General features: G+C 42.3%; 16 protein-coding genes. 9 read left to right on the plus strand and 7 right to left on the minus strand.

Annotated elements, in window-relative coordinates; translation table 11 throughout:
* Positions 1–25: 25 nt before the first annotated feature.
* Both BCU91_RS17215 and hldE read right to left on the minus strand, forming a co-directional pair.
* Positions 26–1099 (minus strand): hypothetical protein, encoded by a 1074-nt coding sequence (locus BCU91_RS17215; protein WP_133126616.1) that lies wholly within the window; start codon positions 1097–1099, stop codon positions 26–28.
* A 5-nt stretch (positions 1100–1104) separates the two neighbouring features.
* Positions 1105–2535, minus strand: coding sequence for a bifunctional D-glycero-beta-D-manno-heptose-7-phosphate kinase/D-glycero-beta-D-manno-heptose 1-phosphate adenylyltransferase HldE (gene hldE / locus BCU91_RS17220; RefSeq protein WP_102531999.1), 1431 nt, complete (start codon positions 2533–2535; stop codon positions 1105–1107).
* A 103-nt stretch (positions 2536–2638) separates the two neighbouring features.
* Here hldE and BCU91_RS17225 point away from each other — a divergent pair, with 103 nt between their 5' ends.
* Entirely contained in the window at positions 2639–3565 is a 927-nt protein-coding gene (locus BCU91_RS17225) for an LpxL/LpxP family Kdo(2)-lipid IV(A) lauroyl/palmitoleoyl acyltransferase (protein ID WP_102438434.1), read from the plus strand.
* Between the two features lie 205 nt (positions 3566–3770).
* The gene (locus BCU91_RS17230; protein WP_102438432.1) at positions 3771–4736 is read left to right on the plus strand and encodes a L,D-transpeptidase family protein; all 966 of its coding nucleotides are present in this window, start codon (positions 3771–3773) and stop codon (positions 4734–4736) included.
* A gap of 137 nt (positions 4737–4873) precedes the next feature.
* Here the strand turns inward: BCU91_RS17230 and BCU91_RS20200 are convergent, their stop codons facing one another.
* Entirely contained in the window at positions 4874–5092 is a 219-nt protein-coding gene (locus BCU91_RS20200) for a hypothetical protein (protein ID WP_133126617.1), read from the minus strand.
* 55 nt (positions 5093–5147) lie between these two features.
* Here BCU91_RS20200 and BCU91_RS17235 point away from each other — a divergent pair, with 55 nt between their 5' ends.
* Together BCU91_RS17235 and BCU91_RS17240 are read left to right on the plus strand one after the other, a co-directional pair.
* Positions 5148–6428 (plus strand): pitrilysin family protein, encoded by a 1281-nt coding sequence (locus BCU91_RS17235; protein ID WP_133126618.1) that lies wholly within the window; start codon positions 5148–5150, stop codon positions 6426–6428.
* The gene (locus BCU91_RS17240) at positions 6425–8062 is read left to right on the plus strand and encodes an insulinase family protein (RefSeq protein WP_102532001.1); all 1638 of its coding nucleotides are present in this window, start codon (positions 6425–6427) and stop codon (positions 8060–8062) included. Before BCU91_RS17235 ends, BCU91_RS17240 begins: the two co-directional genes overlap by 4 nt.
* A gap of 70 nt (positions 8063–8132) precedes the next feature.
* On the opposite strand, the gene BCU91_RS17245 is transcribed toward BCU91_RS17240, so the two are convergent.
* Both BCU91_RS17245 and nrfA read right to left on the minus strand, forming a co-directional pair.
* The gene (locus tag BCU91_RS17245) at positions 8133–8558 is read right to left on the minus strand and encodes a GFA family protein (RefSeq protein WP_102532002.1); all 426 of its coding nucleotides are present in this window, start codon (positions 8556–8558) and stop codon (positions 8133–8135) included.
* Positions 8559–8699: 141 nt separating this feature from the next.
* Positions 8700–10094, minus strand: coding sequence for an ammonia-forming nitrite reductase cytochrome c552 subunit (nrfA, locus tag BCU91_RS17250; RefSeq protein ID WP_198590494.1), 1395 nt, complete (start codon positions 10092–10094; stop codon positions 8700–8702).
* Positions 10095–10343: 249 nt separating this feature from the next.
* Between nrfA and narQ the strand changes: the two genes are divergently transcribed.
* Positions 10344–12080 carry a nitrate/nitrite two-component system sensor histidine kinase NarQ gene (narQ, locus tag BCU91_RS17255; RefSeq protein ID WP_102532004.1) on the plus strand — a complete coding sequence of 579 codons (1737 nt, stop codon included), beginning with the start codon at positions 10344–10346 and terminating at the stop codon, positions 12078–12080.
* Positions 12073–12702: a response regulator gene (locus tag BCU91_RS17260; protein WP_102438422.1), complete on the plus strand. Its 630-nt coding sequence runs from the start codon at positions 12073–12075 to the stop codon at positions 12700–12702. Before narQ ends, BCU91_RS17260 begins: the two co-directional genes overlap by 8 nt.
* Positions 12703–12839: 137 nt before the next feature.
* Here BCU91_RS17260 and BCU91_RS17265 read toward each other — a convergent pair whose 3' ends face one another.
* Complete coding sequence (locus tag BCU91_RS17265) at positions 12840–13211, minus strand: YacL family protein (protein ID WP_102438420.1); 372 nt, start codon at positions 13209–13211, stop codon at positions 12840–12842.
* Between the two features lie 257 nt (positions 13212–13468).
* Here BCU91_RS17265 and BCU91_RS17270 point away from each other — a divergent pair, with 257 nt between their 5' ends.
* Positions 13469–14437 (plus strand): zinc transporter ZntB, encoded by a 969-nt coding sequence (locus tag BCU91_RS17270; RefSeq protein ID WP_102532005.1) that lies wholly within the window; start codon positions 13469–13471, stop codon positions 14435–14437.
* 55 nt (positions 14438–14492) lie between these two features.
* Here the strand turns inward: BCU91_RS17270 and fkpA are convergent, their stop codons facing one another.
* Positions 14493–15245 (minus strand): FKBP-type peptidyl-prolyl cis-trans isomerase, encoded by a 753-nt coding sequence (fkpA, locus tag BCU91_RS17275; protein ID WP_102438416.1) that lies wholly within the window; start codon positions 15243–15245, stop codon positions 14493–14495.
* A 150-nt stretch (positions 15246–15395) separates the two neighbouring features.
* Between fkpA and BCU91_RS17280 the strand changes: the two genes are divergently transcribed.
* Positions 15396–16361 (plus strand): hypothetical protein, encoded by a 966-nt coding sequence (locus tag BCU91_RS17280; protein ID WP_102532006.1) that lies wholly within the window; start codon positions 15396–15398, stop codon positions 16359–16361.
* A gap of 21 nt (positions 16362–16382) precedes the next feature.
* On the plus strand, positions 16383–16595 hold the full coding sequence (locus BCU91_RS17285; protein WP_076540726.1) for a SlyX family protein: 213 nt from the start codon (positions 16383–16385) through the stop codon (positions 16593–16595).
* Positions 16596–16722 lie beyond the last annotated feature (127 nt).

The raw sequence follows: 16722 nt of genomic DNA on the forward strand, positions 1-16722 counted from the left end.
CTCGAGGTTACAGTACTAATCAGAGTTATAACTTATTGTGCCCAGCCTCTTTGTTGACTAATTGCGCCGCCTCAGAGAATTGCTCAACCAACCACTTATGGGCCTTATCCTCGCCCATTAACATGACTAATGTCGGGGAAATAACCTCAATAAGTCGTTGTTGTCGCCAAAATATATATTTAGGTAGCGCCAGCGTTGCACCTCGGCCAAATGTGCGTTGCACTAGGCTGGAGATTTCAGCAATTTCAGTGTCATCAAATAGCGCTAGCTGCGGAAATATTGTGGCAATAAACTCACTGTAGTGGTCAAAGCCTTGTATGTCTTTAAATTGATATTGGCTCAATAACCAGTGTAACTGCGGTGAGCTCCAATGGCTCATATTATGTCTATTGTTAATCAAATCCATATTACGGCGATGAAACTGCTGCCAAGCTAAATTCAAATCGGGGTGCGTTTGGGCAATACGCCACACTAAATACATGTCCGCCAACCATTCATGCTGATAGGCAGAAAGCGTACTGGGAAGTACATCGCCGATCAAGGCAATATTCTCTAAATGCCCCACCTCATGCCATAGAGTTAATTTAAATTGTTCTAACAGCGCTAACTGATAGGTATGCCCATTGATTGAGGTTATCGTTTGGGTAAGGGGCTGCTTAGCGCTGACAATAATAATGCCGGCGATATCATGGTGATTAACCGCTAACACCATTGCGGTTTTACCCCCTAAATGAGAGCTGATTTGCGTGTCTTTCGGTAATTGGCTCACGACTTCAATAGGTAACGCATTCAAGCAACTCGGGTAACGACTTTCATCGCACACAATTGCCTGCTTGTTACTAATAGGTATCCAACTAAATGAGCTTGAATAATAGGGGGAGATGGTGGGGGAGATGGTGGGGGAGATGGTGGGGGCGAGTGCGATTTTTATCTGAAAAGGCAAGTGAGTATCAGCCAGCAATGACTGACTGATCACTAGGGTACTGATTAGAAATGCTCTCTTTAAAACGGCACTGTCTAAAATAGCACGGATTAAAATAGCACGGATTAAAACGGCACTCTTTAAAACAGCACTGGCCATTAAGTACAGTGCCCGCATATTCACTACTTGTTAGCCATGATATTTTCAATAATTGCCGTGGTAGAGACGCCGTCTTCAAACCCAAGAATTTCGACACTACCACCAGCTGCTATCACTTCTTTACCGCCTGCCACTTGTTCGACTTTATAGTCACCACCTTTAACCAACAAATCTGGTAATAAACGGCTAATAACGCGCTGCGGAGTATCTTCACTGAAAGGAATAACCCAATCAACTGACGCTAATCCCGCTAAAACAGCCATACGGCGATCAACTTGATTCACTGGGCGACCATCACCTTTTAAACGCTTCACTGAAGCATCATCATTAACGGCAACAATTAAACGATGGCCCAATTCTTTTGCTTGCTGCAGATAGCTTACGTGGCCTGCATGTAAAATATCAAAACAGCCATTGGTCATGACTACCTTTTCGCCGCGAAGACGCGCTTGCTCAATGGCGTAAGCTAATTGATCTTCAGTCACCACGCCAAAGCCTGACTCGCCTTGATTTAAAGCTAAGGCCCCAATGAGTTCAATTCGGGTTACTGTTGCGGTACCTAACTTAGCCACCACCACGCCTGCAGCAATATTAGCGATAGAACAAGCCTGTGCTAACGAGCTACCCGCTGCCAGCGAACTTGCTAATGCTGAAATAACCGTATCTCCAGCACCTGTCACGTCATAGACTTCACGGGCAACTGTTGGGATATGCAGTTCAGCATCATCATGACTAATCAGCGTCATGCCTTTTTCAGAGCGGGTCACCAAAATAGCAGTAAAATCGTTATCTTTAATCAGCTTTTTGGCTTTTTCGATTAAGTCAGCTTCACTGGTTACTGGGCCCACAACCGCTTCAAACTCGCTCATATTAGGGGTGATTAACGTCGCACCGCGATAGCGTGAAAAATCACTGCCTTTAGGATCTACCAGCACCTTTACGCCTTTAGCGCGGGCTTTAGCAATAAAGTCGATTGGCGAGTCAATCGCACCTTTGGCATAGTCAGATAACACCAATACATCGACGTTATCTAACAGCGCTTCACTGCTATTTAATAAACTTTCGCTATCAGCTTTAGGGTATTTTTCTTCAAAATCTAAGCGGATAAGTTGTTGATTGCGAGAAAACACTCTTAATTTGGTAATCGTTGGTTTATCAGCAACGGTTAACCAGCGAGGTTCAACCCCTTGGGCTTGAACACCAAGGGTTAACGCTTTAGCATTTTCGTCATTACCGACAATACCAGCAAGCTCAACTTGACCGCCAAGGGCAGCAATATTTAATGCCACGTTAGCAGCGCCGCCGGGACGGTCTTCTATTTGATTGATGTTAACTACAGGTACTGGCGCTTCTGGTGAGATTCGACCAGTAGGGCCAACCCAATTACGGTCAAGCATGACATCGCCGACCACTAAAACACGGGCTTTTTCGAATGCAGGAAGAGATACCTTCATAGTAAACTTATTCTTTTGCTGATATTAAACCGTGATTGTACCTAATTTTGCTCTAAAATTAAGTTAGAATAGCAACTAATTTTGATTTTTGGATGAGTTCCTCGTGGTAGATAAAGCACAATTTTCCTCGCATTTATTGCACCCAAAGCATTGGCCATTATGGTTTGGTGTTGCTCTTATGAAGCTGACCCAGCTATTACCGCTTCGCTGGCAAATGACACTTGGCAAGGGTTTAGGCCGTTTGGTTTTAAAACTTGCTGCGAGTCGCAGACATACTGCAGAGCGCAATTTTCAGCTGTGTTTTCCTTATATGCCAGCACAAGAACGCGAGGCACTGCTTAAGAGAAACTTCGAAGAAACCGGTAAAGCCCTATTCGATACCATCAACGCTTGGTGGTGGTCTGATGAAAAAGTGCAGCAGCATATGACCATTAAAGGCGATGAGCATGTGCGCAATACCCTAGATAATGGTCAAGGCGTCATACTGTTTGCAGTGCATTGCTTACCGTTAGAAATGGGCGCGAGAATGTTTGGCCAGTTCCAACCGGGGATAGGCGTTTACCGCCCTCACAACAATCCCGTGATGGAATACTTACAAGTCAAAGGCCGCCTGCGCTCGAATAAAGGCTTAGTACCAAAACGTGATTTACGTAAGATGGTAAAAAGTTTAAGAAACCCAGATGTGATCTGGTATACCGCCGACCAAGATTTTGGTCGCTCAAGTGCAGTATTTATCCCGCTATATGCCGTACCCGATGCAGCGACTATTACTGGCGCTACCACCTTAGCGAAATTAGGCCGCGCCAAAGTATTACCCTTTTTTGTCGAACGTAATGATGATGACACGGGTTACAATATGGAAATTTTAGCGCCGCTTGATAACTTCCCCGGTGAAAATGAGCTCGAAGATGCTATTCGTGGCAATAAGATCATTGAACAATTAATTGATCGTAACCGTAATCAATATATGTGGCTACATCGCCGCTTTAAAACTCGGCCAACCAAAGAAACCCCCTCTTTATACAAATAGCCAGCAGAGTTAATATTAACTGTAAAATATCACTGGATAACGACCATAGCTTGAAATAAGCGCAAAAATGATCAAGTATCCAGTGATAAAATAGCGAAACTTTAGTTTAAGTTTTCATCAGATGTTGAGATTTATTCTGCAGGAGCACTGATAACACTCACCAAAGCCATTGTGATCATCACTCACATAGGAAAACATCCACCTTATGATTAAGTCTTTTTGCGCCAAATTGATTGTTGTTTCTACCATGCTGTTTAGCGTCCAAGTGGTGGCGGTAGAATATGCTTTACCCGCTAAAGACAGTCGTTTAATTGGTGAAAATCAATATTATGTTGTACCTGAAGGTAAATTAACCCTAGAAGCCATTGCAGATCAGTTCCAACTCGGACTGAGCAATATGCTTGAAGCCAACCCAGGCGTTGACCCATACTTACCTAAACCAGGTAGCACCTTAGTGATCCCCCATCAGTTGATCCTACCGGATGCACCGCGTAAAGGCATCGTGATTAACAGTGCTGAAATGCGCCTATATCACTATAAAAAAGGCACCAATATTGTTGAAGTACTCCCAATTGGTATTGGTCAAGTAGGCCGTGACACCCCTGAAAATTGGGTGACTCAGGTTTACCGTAAGCGGGCTAACCCAACCTGGACTCCCACTAAGCGTACCCGCGAAATTTATGCAGCCAGAGGCGAGACCCTTCCCGATGTGTGGCCAGCAGGTCCAGATAACCCAATGGGGTTGTTTGCCTTATATGTAGGTAATTTATTTGCGATACATGGCACGAATGCCTCTTTCGGTATTGGCCTGCGCGTCAGTCAAGGCTGCGTCAGGTTACGTGAAGATGATATTGAGCATCTATTTAACACAGTGCCAGTTGGCACCCGAGTGCAATTTGTTAATCAACCGATTAAAGCCACGGTTGAGCCCGATGGTAATCGTTATTTAGAAGTACATCAGCCATTGTCTGAGACCCAAGAGCAATTTGATTCATCTGAGCCACTTCCATTGACCTTAAATAAAAAAATTACTGCTGTTGTAGCTAATGCTGACACTGACTCATTTGTACTAAAGCGCTTACTAGAGCAGCGCACCGGTATACCTACTCGAATTAACAGCATGCAACAGGCAAAAAACCAAGACATGGTTAACCCTGTCGATTCAGAATAGCCGCTCAATAGCCAGCAGCGAATAACAATAAGTCATTTTGTTAAACACCTATATTCAAGCACTTACCATATGAATATTTCATTGATAAGTGCTTGAGCTCTTTATCAATACTCAGTAACCTAAATCAAGGGTTCACTTTATACACTGGGTAATAGATTGAAAGCCATCACTGCCATTTCTGCTTTACTATCAGTAACCTTGCTATCAATAACCTTGAGTGGCTTCATCAGCCCAGCTATTGCCAGTTCCCCCACATCACTATCTACATCACTATCTACATCTACATCTACATCTACATCAGCGTCATTGACCGAATCAAGATCAATAGCCCAGCAGTGTGACCTCACTGATGGCATAACTAAGCTTCAAATACTTGAACAGCAGATCGCCCTCAGTGAACTGGATAATGGTTTGATTATTCGCCAAGTGAATTTACCCAGTCTCAATACAGTGGCCATTGCCTCGCAATTTAATGTGGGCTCCCGTAATGAGCAAACAGGGCAAACGGGTTATGCGCATTTATTTGAGCATTTACTGTTTAAAGGCAGTAAAAATGCCCCCGATGAAAGCTACCCACAACAAATGAGCGCCCTTGGAGCACGTTTTAACGCCAGTACCCACTTCGACTACACCAATTATTATGTCACTATTCCAGCTCAAGCCTTAGAGCAGAGCCTGTTTTTAGAGTCCGACAGATTTATTCAACCGCAACTGTCAGAAACCACGGTCAAAAATCAGCAAGGCGCGGTGTTAGAAGAAATGGCCACCAGCATTGATAACCACCCCTACATTCGAAAGGCAATGGAGTTTCTATTATCGCAAGTCAAAGGCAGCCAATATGGTCATGCCATCATTGGCAGTAAGCAAGATGTTCAAGGCGCCAGTGCCGCTGAACTCATGGCATTTCATCAGCGCTATTACCGCCCAGATGCCATGCAAATATCCTTGGTTGGCCAACTCAATGACCGAAGTGCTGACTGGCTAACAAAGTACTTTGGCCACTGGCAAGCTCCCACTCATCCGCAAGATAAATTTAGCAAAATCGATCTAGGTACAAAGACTAACGCTATCCACGCTGAAATCATCGATACTCGCGGCCCATGGCCTGCATTATTGCTGGCTTGGCATATGGTAGGCAGACAAGATCGCGATTTTGAGGCAATTTCATTACTGCAAAGCTATCTTTTTCAAAATATCGCCAATGCATTAACCAAAGCAAGCCTTGCCAACCCGCCCCATATGCTCAGTTATTCAGTGCCATTAACCATGGACAATCACGGCGTCACTAATCTGGTATTGGTCCCCAGAGCCAACACCTCATTAGATGAACTTAATCAACTAGTCAGTACTATCCTTAAGCAAGTCGCCAGCCAAGGTATTGAGCCCAATGTATTGTGCCAACTTAAAAGTATTGCCCTTAATGACACGCTAATTAACTTTACTGATAGTCAACAATTGGCTATTCATTTATCAAATACCGCCAGTCGCGATAAATTCTTGCCGCTCACTCAGCCATGGCAGCGCATAAACCAAGTCACTAGCGATGATATTAAAACTGTCACCCAGCAATACTTTATCGGCAAACAAGTTCGCCTTGATTTACTGCCGCCTTGGTACATTCGCTGGGGCAAAACCTTACTTGAATGGTTACCCCAAGGGATGGCTGAATCTTTAGAAGAGTGGGCATTATGAAAAAGTCGCATTCAATTCTCTGGGCAAAAATAATCGGCTTAGCTGTCTTTATCTGCTCACAACAGGCTTGTCAGCATGCACCTATTAGTTTCACCCCTGCACAGCCGCCCAATTTAGCAAATTATAACGATTTGCCGGTATTCGGTAGTGAAAAAGTACAATTGCCATTAAGCGCAATAGTCTCGCCGCAAACCATGTCATTGACTACAAATAGTTTTTTACATCAATGGTCATTAACTGCTGACTCCTTTGCCCAGCAAGGACATCAGCTATACTTAGTCGGCATATCAACTCAGACTGCCATTGCTAACCCCGATATTATTATCGCAGCCTTCAAACAACGGCAAAAACACATGGCCAATACTCAAGTGCTAACCGCCGTGCAAGCAGCCTGTTATGACAGCATGCGCTTTAGGGCCAGCCTGCACAGTATCGGCATCAGTATTAATTGTATGGCAACCACAAAGCTTAAATCGGAACTACTGTGGCAGTTTTGGGATAACCAAGCGGTGAATGAGGTCAATATTGCCACTATCAAACGCAATCTTAAATTGAATAAGCACATAGGCGCTTTCACTGGTAGCGAAATAGATCTCGCCTTTAGAAAGCAATTACTGGGCAGCCAACACCCTTACAACCAAAACATCAATAATAACGCTGTGATTGATGAGTTAACCCATTCCAGCTTATCTGCATTGCACACTGAGCTGCGACAACAGCTGCAGTGGCACTTGTTTGCGCCACAATTTAGCCCGCAATTAACCAATACAAAAGCGCAGACCTTAAAAGTAAATACCGTAAAAACGAATAGCTTAAAAACGAATAGCTCAAAGACTCAAATAGCTCAGCACGTCACATCGCTGCCGAGTTGGCTATTAACAGAAAAGCCAGATTCAAGTCATTCAGCTTTCGATTCAAGCGCTCAAACAAGTGCTAAAGCAAGTGCTAAAGCAAGTGCTAAAGCAAGCACTATAAATTCAAGCACAGTTGAAACCAGCACTGCAAAGGATAAAATCCTTTATATCATTGATGCGCCAGACACTGTGCAGACCCAAGTCAGAATTGGACTCGTCACAGCTACAGCTGATGCGACAGTGCAAGATGCCAATACTTGTCAGATGATTGCCGCGCTATTAGGTAGAGGTTATTCAGGGCGGTTATTTTATGATTTACGTGAAGTGCGCGGCTTAAGCTATGGGGTTTATGGCCGCTGCGTCAATGCGCCATTGAGTCAATATATGTATTTTTATGGCAGCACCGCATTAGAAAACTCAAGCGCTTTTATAAAAGGGATGCTGGATCATTTAAGTCTTATCACTGAGCAAACCGCCTCACAAAACGAAATCAATGCCACTGTGACCTACTTACAAGGTAAGCAGCAACTTAGCCTTGATAGCCCATTTGGTAAAGAAAGCCTCTACATCCGTCAATTATTAAGCGGCCAAACCACGGCTGAATTTAGCCAAGGGATGAAGCAACTTCAACAACTGACTCCGATGCAATTATTGCAACAGGCCAACACCTTGAGCCTAACTACGCCTATCGTAGTGCTGCGCGGTGATGCCGACAAAATCAGCGCAGACCTACAGCAAAAACTGCCCACATGGGAGCTTAGGCAGTTAGAGCCTGATTAACTGTATTTGAAGCGAAAATTAGCTGTATTTGAAGCAACAATGAACAGCAGCTGAAGTCGATCAAAATCAATCAACTGCTTCTTTCATATTGATAACGCTGACAATCGTCGACAATATTAAGCCAGCTAACCTGATTTTGAGTATAAATGTGGTAATTGGGTTTCACTGAACTTGGCTTATCAAGGGATGCGATGGTTAAAGTGTAATAATCAGGATAGCGGCGGTCTCGATAACTCATAGTACAGCCACACTGAGCGCAAAAGCCCCTTAGTACATTGTCAGAAGAGGCATATTCAGTCACCGCGCCTGCTAGCCAACTCACCTGTGCTAACTTAAAGTCCATCCAAGCTTGAAACACCGCACCTGATGACTTTTGACACTGCACACAATGGCAATAATCTGCATCAAACGGCGCAGCACTGACTTGATAGCGAATTGCGCCGCACAAACAACCACCCGTGAGCATAGCTGCCTGCTCAGTTGATTTATCATCCATATAAACCTTCAATTGTTAAGCCTGTAAACCTTAATTAAAGCATAAATTTACCCCAATAAAAAAGCCCTCAAAAGAGGGCTTTTACAAGACATAATGACCTAAGCTCTAGTGCTAAGTTCTAGTGCTAAGTAATAGTGCTAATTAGTAAGTCGCTTCGCGCTTTTCAGCTTCAGCATCCCACTTAGGCGCAAGTTCTTTTAAGAATCTTTGCTTATCAGCATTCATTTTGTCCATATCCATGCCAAGTGCTTCCTGTGCTTTCTCTTTAGTAGAGATATCAGGGATAGCGATAGGCATTTTAACGCCTTTAGCAGCAAGTAATTGAGCCAGCTTGATACGTGCATCAGCGGCTTTATCAACAGCGCCACCTAAAATACGTAATGCTTCAGCTGGAGCATGTGCAGCAACACCGTGAGATGCAGTTGCAAAGTCCCAACGCCACTGGCTGTGACGGATATCCATTAGGATAGGCTTCATTTCAGCTTCAGTTGCACCAGCGTCCCATGCAGCACCCGCTTCGAAGTGAGCGTGTACAAGTTGAGTTTCAGCTCTTAGCTTGATTTCTGTAACACTTTTTTGATTAGCATGTGTTACTTCCATCATGAACTCTTTAGTCTTGCCTTTATGACAAGTTGCACAAGTTTCTTCGAAACGATCAAATGGGTTACCCACTTTATGATCGGTAAACTTACCTTTACCATTTGCTTTAGCAACACGTGGCATGTGACAGTCAGTACAACTTACGTTGTTCTTACCGTGCATACCTAACTGCCAAGTTTCATAACCTGGATGTTGTGCTTTGAGCATCGGGGTTTTAGACACAGCATGAGTCCAATCAGAGAAGTTGATGGCATCGTAGTACACTTCCATTTCTTCAACTGTTGTACCGTTATCCCAAGGGAATTTTACGAAACCTTTACGGTCTGCTGTTTTCTCGAAGTAGTACTCAACGTGACATTGACCACAAACCATAGATTGCTTGTCTTTACGAGAAGCTTTATCAAATGGCTTATCAATTGCTACTAGAGCGCGATCAACATATGGACGAGAAATACGTAGTTTTGGTGAACCTTTTTCATGACAATCGCCACAGCCAAGACTGTTAACGATTTCAGGACCGCCTTTAGCCCATTTACCTTTGAAGTAACCGTCTTCGCCTTGCTCTTCGATCATGCGAGGTACATCAGGGCTTTTACAGCTCCAACATGCCATAGGCATTGGGCCGTCATCAGGTCCTGTTGGTGCGCCAGTACGTAATGTATTACGTAAGTCAGTCACGGTATAATGGTGACCACGTGCTTTATTGTAATCCTTAGCAAAGCCGTAACCTGCCCATAACACAACAAGGTTTGGATCTTGAGCTAACACATCAACAATTTCATCACTTTCTGAGGTAGCATGCCAAGTTTCATATTGAAGCTTGTACTTATCTTTATATACTTCATTTCTAGGTTCTGTTTTATCACTAGCCATTGCACTAGTCATCATAAAACTGCTTGCTAATAATGCACTTAGTGCAACAATCTTTCCTTTCATCTTCATCACCGTTCATCTCCGTGTTACATTTTATATTTGAATAATCACGACATCTCTATTGGCAAACTTATACATTTAAGGTTCAATTAAGAATACCCCTTAATGAGTATTAAGCAATAAGCTTGCGCTAGATCAAAGTGTTAATATGTTGTATGTCACATATTTGCTATTCTGTTAACATAATGACAAGGCTCTCAATGAAAAAATTGAGTACTTTGTGTTCAATAATATACTTAAGTTGGGTAACTCATGGCGCAGCGAGGCAGTCTCACATCAACAATATTAAGACTAATGTTAGTACTAATATTTATTTCTTCCAGCCTAGCTGTGTACTCAATTATTAATCTTTCATTTAGTATTGGCGATGCCCGAGCCATTAATGCCTCTGGTTCATTAAGAATGCAAAGTTACCGCTTAAGGTTATTTTTAGAGCGAGAACCACAGTTATTGAATGAAAAAATAAATCAGTTTGAAGAAACCCTAGACTCTGAAGCACTACAGCGCTCCAATGCTTGGTATAGCCCGAAAGAACTTTCAGACCAATATTTATTGGTCATTGATAAATGGCAACAAATGCGTTATTTCATTGAAAATAATGAAAAACCACTCTATACCGCTGCCCTAAAAGACTTTGTTGATACTATTGATTTACTGGTTCTAGAAATGGAGCGGTTTGCGGCATTTAAGCTCAGAGCATTAGTTATAAGCCAAATAATCGGTTTATTTTTAATGCTAATAGTGGCAAGTTTTGCGACCCGCTATACCCGCAAAAAGATGGTGCAACCGATACTGCAATTAATGGATGTGGCCAATTCAATATCTAAAGGAAAATTTAACGTTGAGGTGCCAGCCACAGACTATATAGAGCTGCACTCATTAGGGGTCGCTTTCAAAAAGACCGCCGCCGAGCTTGATAGGCTATATCAAGACTTAGAAGGCCAAGTAAATGAAAAAACCACTGCCTTAACTCGCGCCAATAATGAGTTGAGTTTTTTATATGACAACTTAATTATGCTTCATGCTGACAGACTGGATTACAAAGCATTGGGCTTAGCATTAAACCAGCTGCAGCAATTTGAAAGTCTTGATTTTTTACGCCTTGTTATCGAACATGATGACCATTCAATCGATACCATTGAGGCTGATACAGGCTGGCCATCACCTGAACATATCCTAAATAAAGAAAGCAAACTAATCCCTGTTAAGTTTGACCTTAAACTGGAAAATAAAACCTTAGGTTATCTGGAAGTTATTTCTCTAAAGCCGATCAATAACATGTTATTTGTCAATTTCGCTATGATGCTAACCCGCTCTATTGTGATCCATAATGCCACCGAAGAGCGCCAGCAATTAGCTTTAATGGAAGAGCGCGCCGTGATTGCCAGAGAGCTACACGACTCTCTAGGTCAGCTATTATCATATTTAAAAATTCAGGTGAGTTTATTAGGAAAACAAATTCAACCAGCACATAAAACTGAGAAAGTAGTATCACAATTAGCTGATATTAATGAAGGTGTTAGCGTAGCATACGGTCAATTACGAGAACTATTATCCACCTTCCGCTTAACCATTAAAGAGCCTAATTTAAACCAAGCCATTGAAGTCATGATTAGTGAGTTACGTAAGCAATCTGGCATTAACATTGAGCTTAAATATAGCCTTTCGCAGCACCTATTTGCCTCAAGCCAGCATATTCATGTGCTACATTTAATGCGTGAAGCAACCATTAATGCCATAAAACATGCCAAGCCAAATAAAATAGTTATTGATTGTTTTTTAGCAGACTCTGGTATGATACAAATCAACATAAAAGATGACGGCATTGGTGTCTCTCACTTAAAAGAGCGGGATCAACATTTTGGCATCGGCATCATGCATGAGCGTGCAACTAAATTGCACGGCACGGTAAAGTTTGACAATAATCCGCAGGGCGGCACAACTGTTTCCCTCGTATTTCCACCCCAGCAGGAGCCTTTAAATGGGTAAACCTTATTCTGTACTCGTAGTTGATGACCACCCTCTACTTCGGCGTGGCATCTGTCAGTTAATAACCTCAGATAGCGATTTTAAACTATTTGGTGAAGCCGGAACGGGGTTAGATGCATTAACCGCAATAGGTGAAGACGAACCTGATATTATTTTGCTCGACCTTAATATGAAAGGCATGTCAGGCTTAGATACCTTAAATGCTATGCGTCAAGAAGGAGTCACTGCTCGTATTGTGATCTTGACCGTGTCTGATGCTAAACAAGATGTGGTGCGGCTATTACGCGCTGGCGCTGACGGCTATTTACTTAAAGATACTGAGCCAGATTTATTATTAGAGCAGCTTAAAAAAGCCATGCTTGGCCATCGCGTTATTAGTGATGAGGTCGAAGAATACATTTATGAGCTGAAAAATGCTGATAATGATGAAACTTGGATAGCCTCGTTAACCCCACGTGAATTGCAAATTCTCAAAGAGCTTGCCGAAGGTAAAAGCAACCGCGTGGTCGCTGAAGATTTACATATCAGTGAAGGCACGGTAAAAGTTCACGTGAAAAACTTATTACGTAAAGCCAATGCTAAATCAAGAACTGAAATGGCGGTAAGATACTTAAACCACTAACTTCAGTCGCAGCTACTTGTGCCCATTGAAAGTGTTTAGGCCATAAAAAATGGATGACAGCCACTGGCTATCATCCATTTTTATCTCTAAAGCAATAATAAACAGCTATAAGGTCAAGATGCCTGACGAAACATCAACTAGGCTCTGGCGATAAACTCAACCCAACTCTTTAAGGCACTTTCAAAGTCTTCTAAACCACAAAAGGCTTCTGACTCTGCATCATACATATTCATTGACTCTTCCAAGTCAAAGTCTTCATCAAAATCAATGGCATTGGTATAAATCCGCACCTGCTCACTGTCAATCGCGATAGACAAATCGTTACTTTGCCACGACCAGCCTGCTTTTTTGCTGGCCCTAATTTGTTCAATTTGCTGCAAAATATCGTGGCATTGGGATTTATCAGTACCAAGTTGCTCAGCAAAAAATCGTCCGAGTATCGCATGCTCCATACTGAATTCTGCAAACACGGTGCCGTCTAGACTATTACGGCGAAATTCATATTCCATGGTAAAGCTCAATTAAATAAGGCATTAAGTCTATTTTAACTGATATTGATGCAAACTGCTTAATTACAGCCAGTAAATAATTAAAAATACCCCGAATGGTATTTAAACTTACAGCATCTAAAATGCCTTAATAAGGCATTAGCAAGTAGGTTAAATAGTTAGCGGTATATTTAATGCTAAGTGATAGGATAGGCATTACCAACAAGATAAATCCGCTTTTAAACCATACACCATACCGCCTAGGTATAAGGAATCATATGGAATCAGGTTTTATATATTGCTTATTATTATCAGGTCCTAATGCTGGTCAAAGTTTAACACCTGAGCAAGTTAACCAATGGCAGCCTGCAGATGGTTTATTGTGGCTACATCTGCGTTATAGCACAGCCGATGCCATAGCGTGGATTAACAACGCCCAATTACCCGCCACTGAAACAGACACCCTACTGGCAGAGCACACTCGCCCAAGGGCTCTTAGCACTGCAGATGGTATATTAATGGCTTTACGCGGAGTTAACCTTAACCCCAATTCAGCGCCAGAAGACATGGTGTCGATGCGCGTTTTCGCCCAGCCACAGCGGATAATCTCTACCTGTGAACGGCCACTACAATCGGTAAAAGATATTGCTCAACAGATAATAAGCTCACCTGGATCTATTGATTCTAGTGCTGATTTTCTTATCTCTTTATGTGAACGTTTAACCCACAGAAAAGTAGAACTCATCCATAATCTTGAAGATGAACTAGATAATCTTGATGAGCAGGTGTCTGAGCATAACAGCCAAACTTTACGCTCCGATATTGCTGAGCTGCGTAAGCAAACGGTTATTTTACGGCGATACTTTTCGCCCCAACGGGATGCTTTTTCGCGACTACTCAATGACAGCCACTTGCTCTTTAATACTGAGCATAAGCTTCGCATTAGAGAAATTAATGAAGTGCTCATTCGGGTCATTGAGGATTTAGATGCGGTGCGTGATAGAGCCAGCGTCACTCAAGAGCAGCTGCAATCAGTGCAATCTGAGCAGCTTAATAAACGGCTTTATTTTCTGTCACTGATCTCAGCAATATTTTTACCATTGGGCTTTTTAACGGGCTTGCTTGGGGTCAATATTGGCGGCATACCTGGTACTGATAGCCATTTAGCGTTCAGCTTATTTTGTGCAGGACTGTTTGCCATTATTGCGCTGCAAATGTGGCTATTTTATCGCTTTAAATGGTTGTAGTGATTTTCAGACAATAAAAAAGGACGCTTGGCGTCCTTTTTTATTATTCGAAAAATTACTGTGCAGCTGGTGCCGCTTGTGCTTTTTCGATAGACAGCAATTCAACTTCAAATACTAAGGTTGAATTAGCTGGGATAGTACCAGTATCACGTTCGCCGTAAGCAAGTTCTGATGGGATAACGAACTTGTACTTAGCACCAACAGGCATTAATTGAACACCTTCAGTCCAACCAGGAATAACGCGGTTTAGTGGGAACTTAGCTGGCTCACCACGGCTGTATGAGCTATCAAACTCAGTACCGTCAATCAAAGTACCTTTATAGTGTACTTCAACCGTGTCTTCAGCAACTGGAGTGTCACCTGCACCCGCTTCAAGTACTTCGTACTGTAAACCAGATTCTGTGGTTACTACGCCTTCTTTAGCTTTGTTGGTTTCAAGGAACTTTTTACCTTCTTCAACCGCTTTGCTGGCTAATAATGCAGCTTGCTCAGTACGCTTTTCGTTTAATTTAGTGTCTAAACCTTGAAGAACCACTTGCATCTCTTCTTCAGTTAACTCTAGCGTATCAGCTAAACCATCGCTAAAACCTTGGATAACTAAAGTTCTATCAACTGCAAACCCTAACTCTTCTTGTTCAGTAATATGACCCGCCATGTAACGGCCAATAGAACCACCAACACTGTAAGCTTCTTTTTGTGCATCCGTTGTTAATTCAACTTTTTTAGCAACAACTTCTTGCTCTTGATTACACGCTGTTAGACCAACTACAGCCAATGCAACTAACGATAATTTGTAAATAGATTTCATTAAAGCTTCCTCAGCACTCTTGAGCGGTTACAATAACCTTTAAATGTAAAATTTGTATATATTTGGCCACTTTATACTAATTAAAGTGTTTTTAGCAATGGCCGTAAGTCATATCAACGCCAATGAGACAACATTTATGGGAGTAAGTTCATGGTTAGGATCATAATGCTGATATTTTGCATTTGCTTACTCATAGGTTGTCATCCCTCTGCCACACACGTCTTTAGCGTCACTGATGATGCCAGTTACAGCGCCAGCTTATCTGAAGATGGCCAATATGCACTTGTTAGTACAGCAAGTAATGGGATTTTATGGTGGGATCTCAAGGCTAACCAGCTAAAATACCATTGGCAGCATGGCAATAGTGCTAGCGAAAGCGATAATAGCGTCTTTGATACAGCGATCTCTGCCAATGCGCATTATGCCGCGACATTATCTAATAGCTCATTAGTGATTTGGAATATCCAAAGTGGTAAATCCATTGGCTGGTGGTCGTTGCCCGCATCAGCACAATCGGTGGCCATTGCTAATAATGCCCAAACCCTAGTGGGATTAATTGATGGCTCAGTAATGTCATTGGCACCAGAAAAAAATCTGATTAAATTTTTGGGCCATAATGAGCGCGTTTCAAGCGTGTCAATTTCCGCTGATGGCCAGTGGGCACTAACAGGCTCCAATGATGGCTCTGTTATCTTGTGGCAAGCACAAACAGGCCAACCGATTCAGCAATGGCAACTTGAGTCACGCCTTAGTAAAGTACAATTGAATCAGCGCGGCAGCTTGAGTTTTGTCAGTGATATTAAAGGTCATGCCTATATCTATCACAATGACACTGGCGCACAGCAATCGCAATTGGCCATAAACCGACGCCAAATGACCTTTAGTAGTGCCAGGTTTATTCATCAAGATAAACAGCTAATAACAGGCTCACCTTCCAAAGAAATTATATTATGGGATACAAAAACTGGTAAAAAACAAACAACAAGGCAAATTCAGCTGACGAAAAACAGCCAAAATAGAGGTGCCGTTGTATACTCTATTGCAAGTGATGAAAATCAAAACATCATCAGTATCAGTAATCAAGGTTTAGTAGAAACATGGGGCAACTTAAAATAGTGCCATGTTTGGAGAAGATTAATGCAAGATGTACATCAAAAAATTGATGATTTAGAAATGAAAGTCGCTTTTCAAGAAGCAACCATTGAAGATCTCAATCAAGAAGTGATTAAATTAAATGACCTTGTTGCGTTTCAGCAACATCAATTGTCATTAATCGTCAATAAACTACAAGCGATTGAACCCAGTAATATGGCTTCTCAAGCAGATGAAACACCACCGCCACATTATTAATCTATGCTATATAAGCCATGATGAGCTAAGCCGCTATGAGCTAGCTTTTAGATAACGTGGTCGCTTTATTATTAACATTAAAGAGTCAAGAATTCGCTTGATGTTATCAAGCTGAATTTTCAGTAAG

This window comes from Shewanella sp. 10N.286.52.B9 (assembly GCF_002873635.1).
GTDB lineage: Bacteria > Pseudomonadota > Gammaproteobacteria > Enterobacterales > Shewanellaceae > Shewanella.

Coding starts and splice junctions, on each gene's coding strand:
- BCU91_RS17215 (WP_133126616.1), bottom strand. CDS start 1,099: ATGCGGGCACTGTACTTAATGGCCAGTGCTGTTTTAAAGAGTGCCGTT.
- hldE (WP_102531999.1), bottom strand. CDS start 2,535: ATGAAGGTATCTCTTCCTGCATTCGAAAAAGCCCGTGTTTTAGTGGTC.
- BCU91_RS17230 (WP_102438432.1), top strand. CDS start 3,771: ATGATTAAGTCTTTTTGCGCCAAATTGATTGTTGTTTCTACCATGCTG.
- BCU91_RS20200 (WP_133126617.1), bottom strand. CDS start 5,092: ATGCCATCAGTGAGGTCACACTGCTGGGCTATTGATCTTGATTCGGTC.
- BCU91_RS17240 (WP_102532001.1), top strand. CDS start 6,425: ATGAAAAAGTCGCATTCAATTCTCTGGGCAAAAATAATCGGCTTAGCT.
- BCU91_RS17245 (WP_102532002.1), bottom strand. CDS start 8,558: ATGGATGATAAATCAACTGAGCAGGCAGCTATGCTCACGGGTGGTTGT.
- nrfA (WP_198590494.1), bottom strand. CDS start 10,094: ATGAAAGGAAAGATTGTTGCACTAAGTGCATTATTAGCAAGCAGTTTT.
- narQ (WP_102532004.1), top strand. CDS start 10,344: ATGGCGCAGCGAGGCAGTCTCACATCAACAATATTAAGACTAATGTTA.
- BCU91_RS17260 (WP_102438422.1), top strand. CDS start 12,073: ATGGGTAAACCTTATTCTGTACTCGTAGTTGATGACCACCCTCTACTT.
- BCU91_RS17265 (WP_102438420.1), bottom strand. CDS start 13,211: ATGGAATATGAATTTCGCCGTAATAGTCTAGACGGCACCGTGTTTGCA.
- BCU91_RS17270 (WP_102532005.1), top strand. CDS start 13,469: ATGGAATCAGGTTTTATATATTGCTTATTATTATCAGGTCCTAATGCT.
- fkpA (WP_102438416.1), bottom strand. CDS start 15,245: ATGAAATCTATTTACAAATTATCGTTAGTTGCATTGGCTGTAGTTGGT.
- BCU91_RS17280 (WP_102532006.1), top strand. CDS start 15,396: ATGGTTAGGATCATAATGCTGATATTTTGCATTTGCTTACTCATAGGT.
- BCU91_RS17285 (WP_076540726.1), top strand. CDS start 16,383: ATGCAAGATGTACATCAAAAAATTGATGATTTAGAAATGAAAGTCGCT.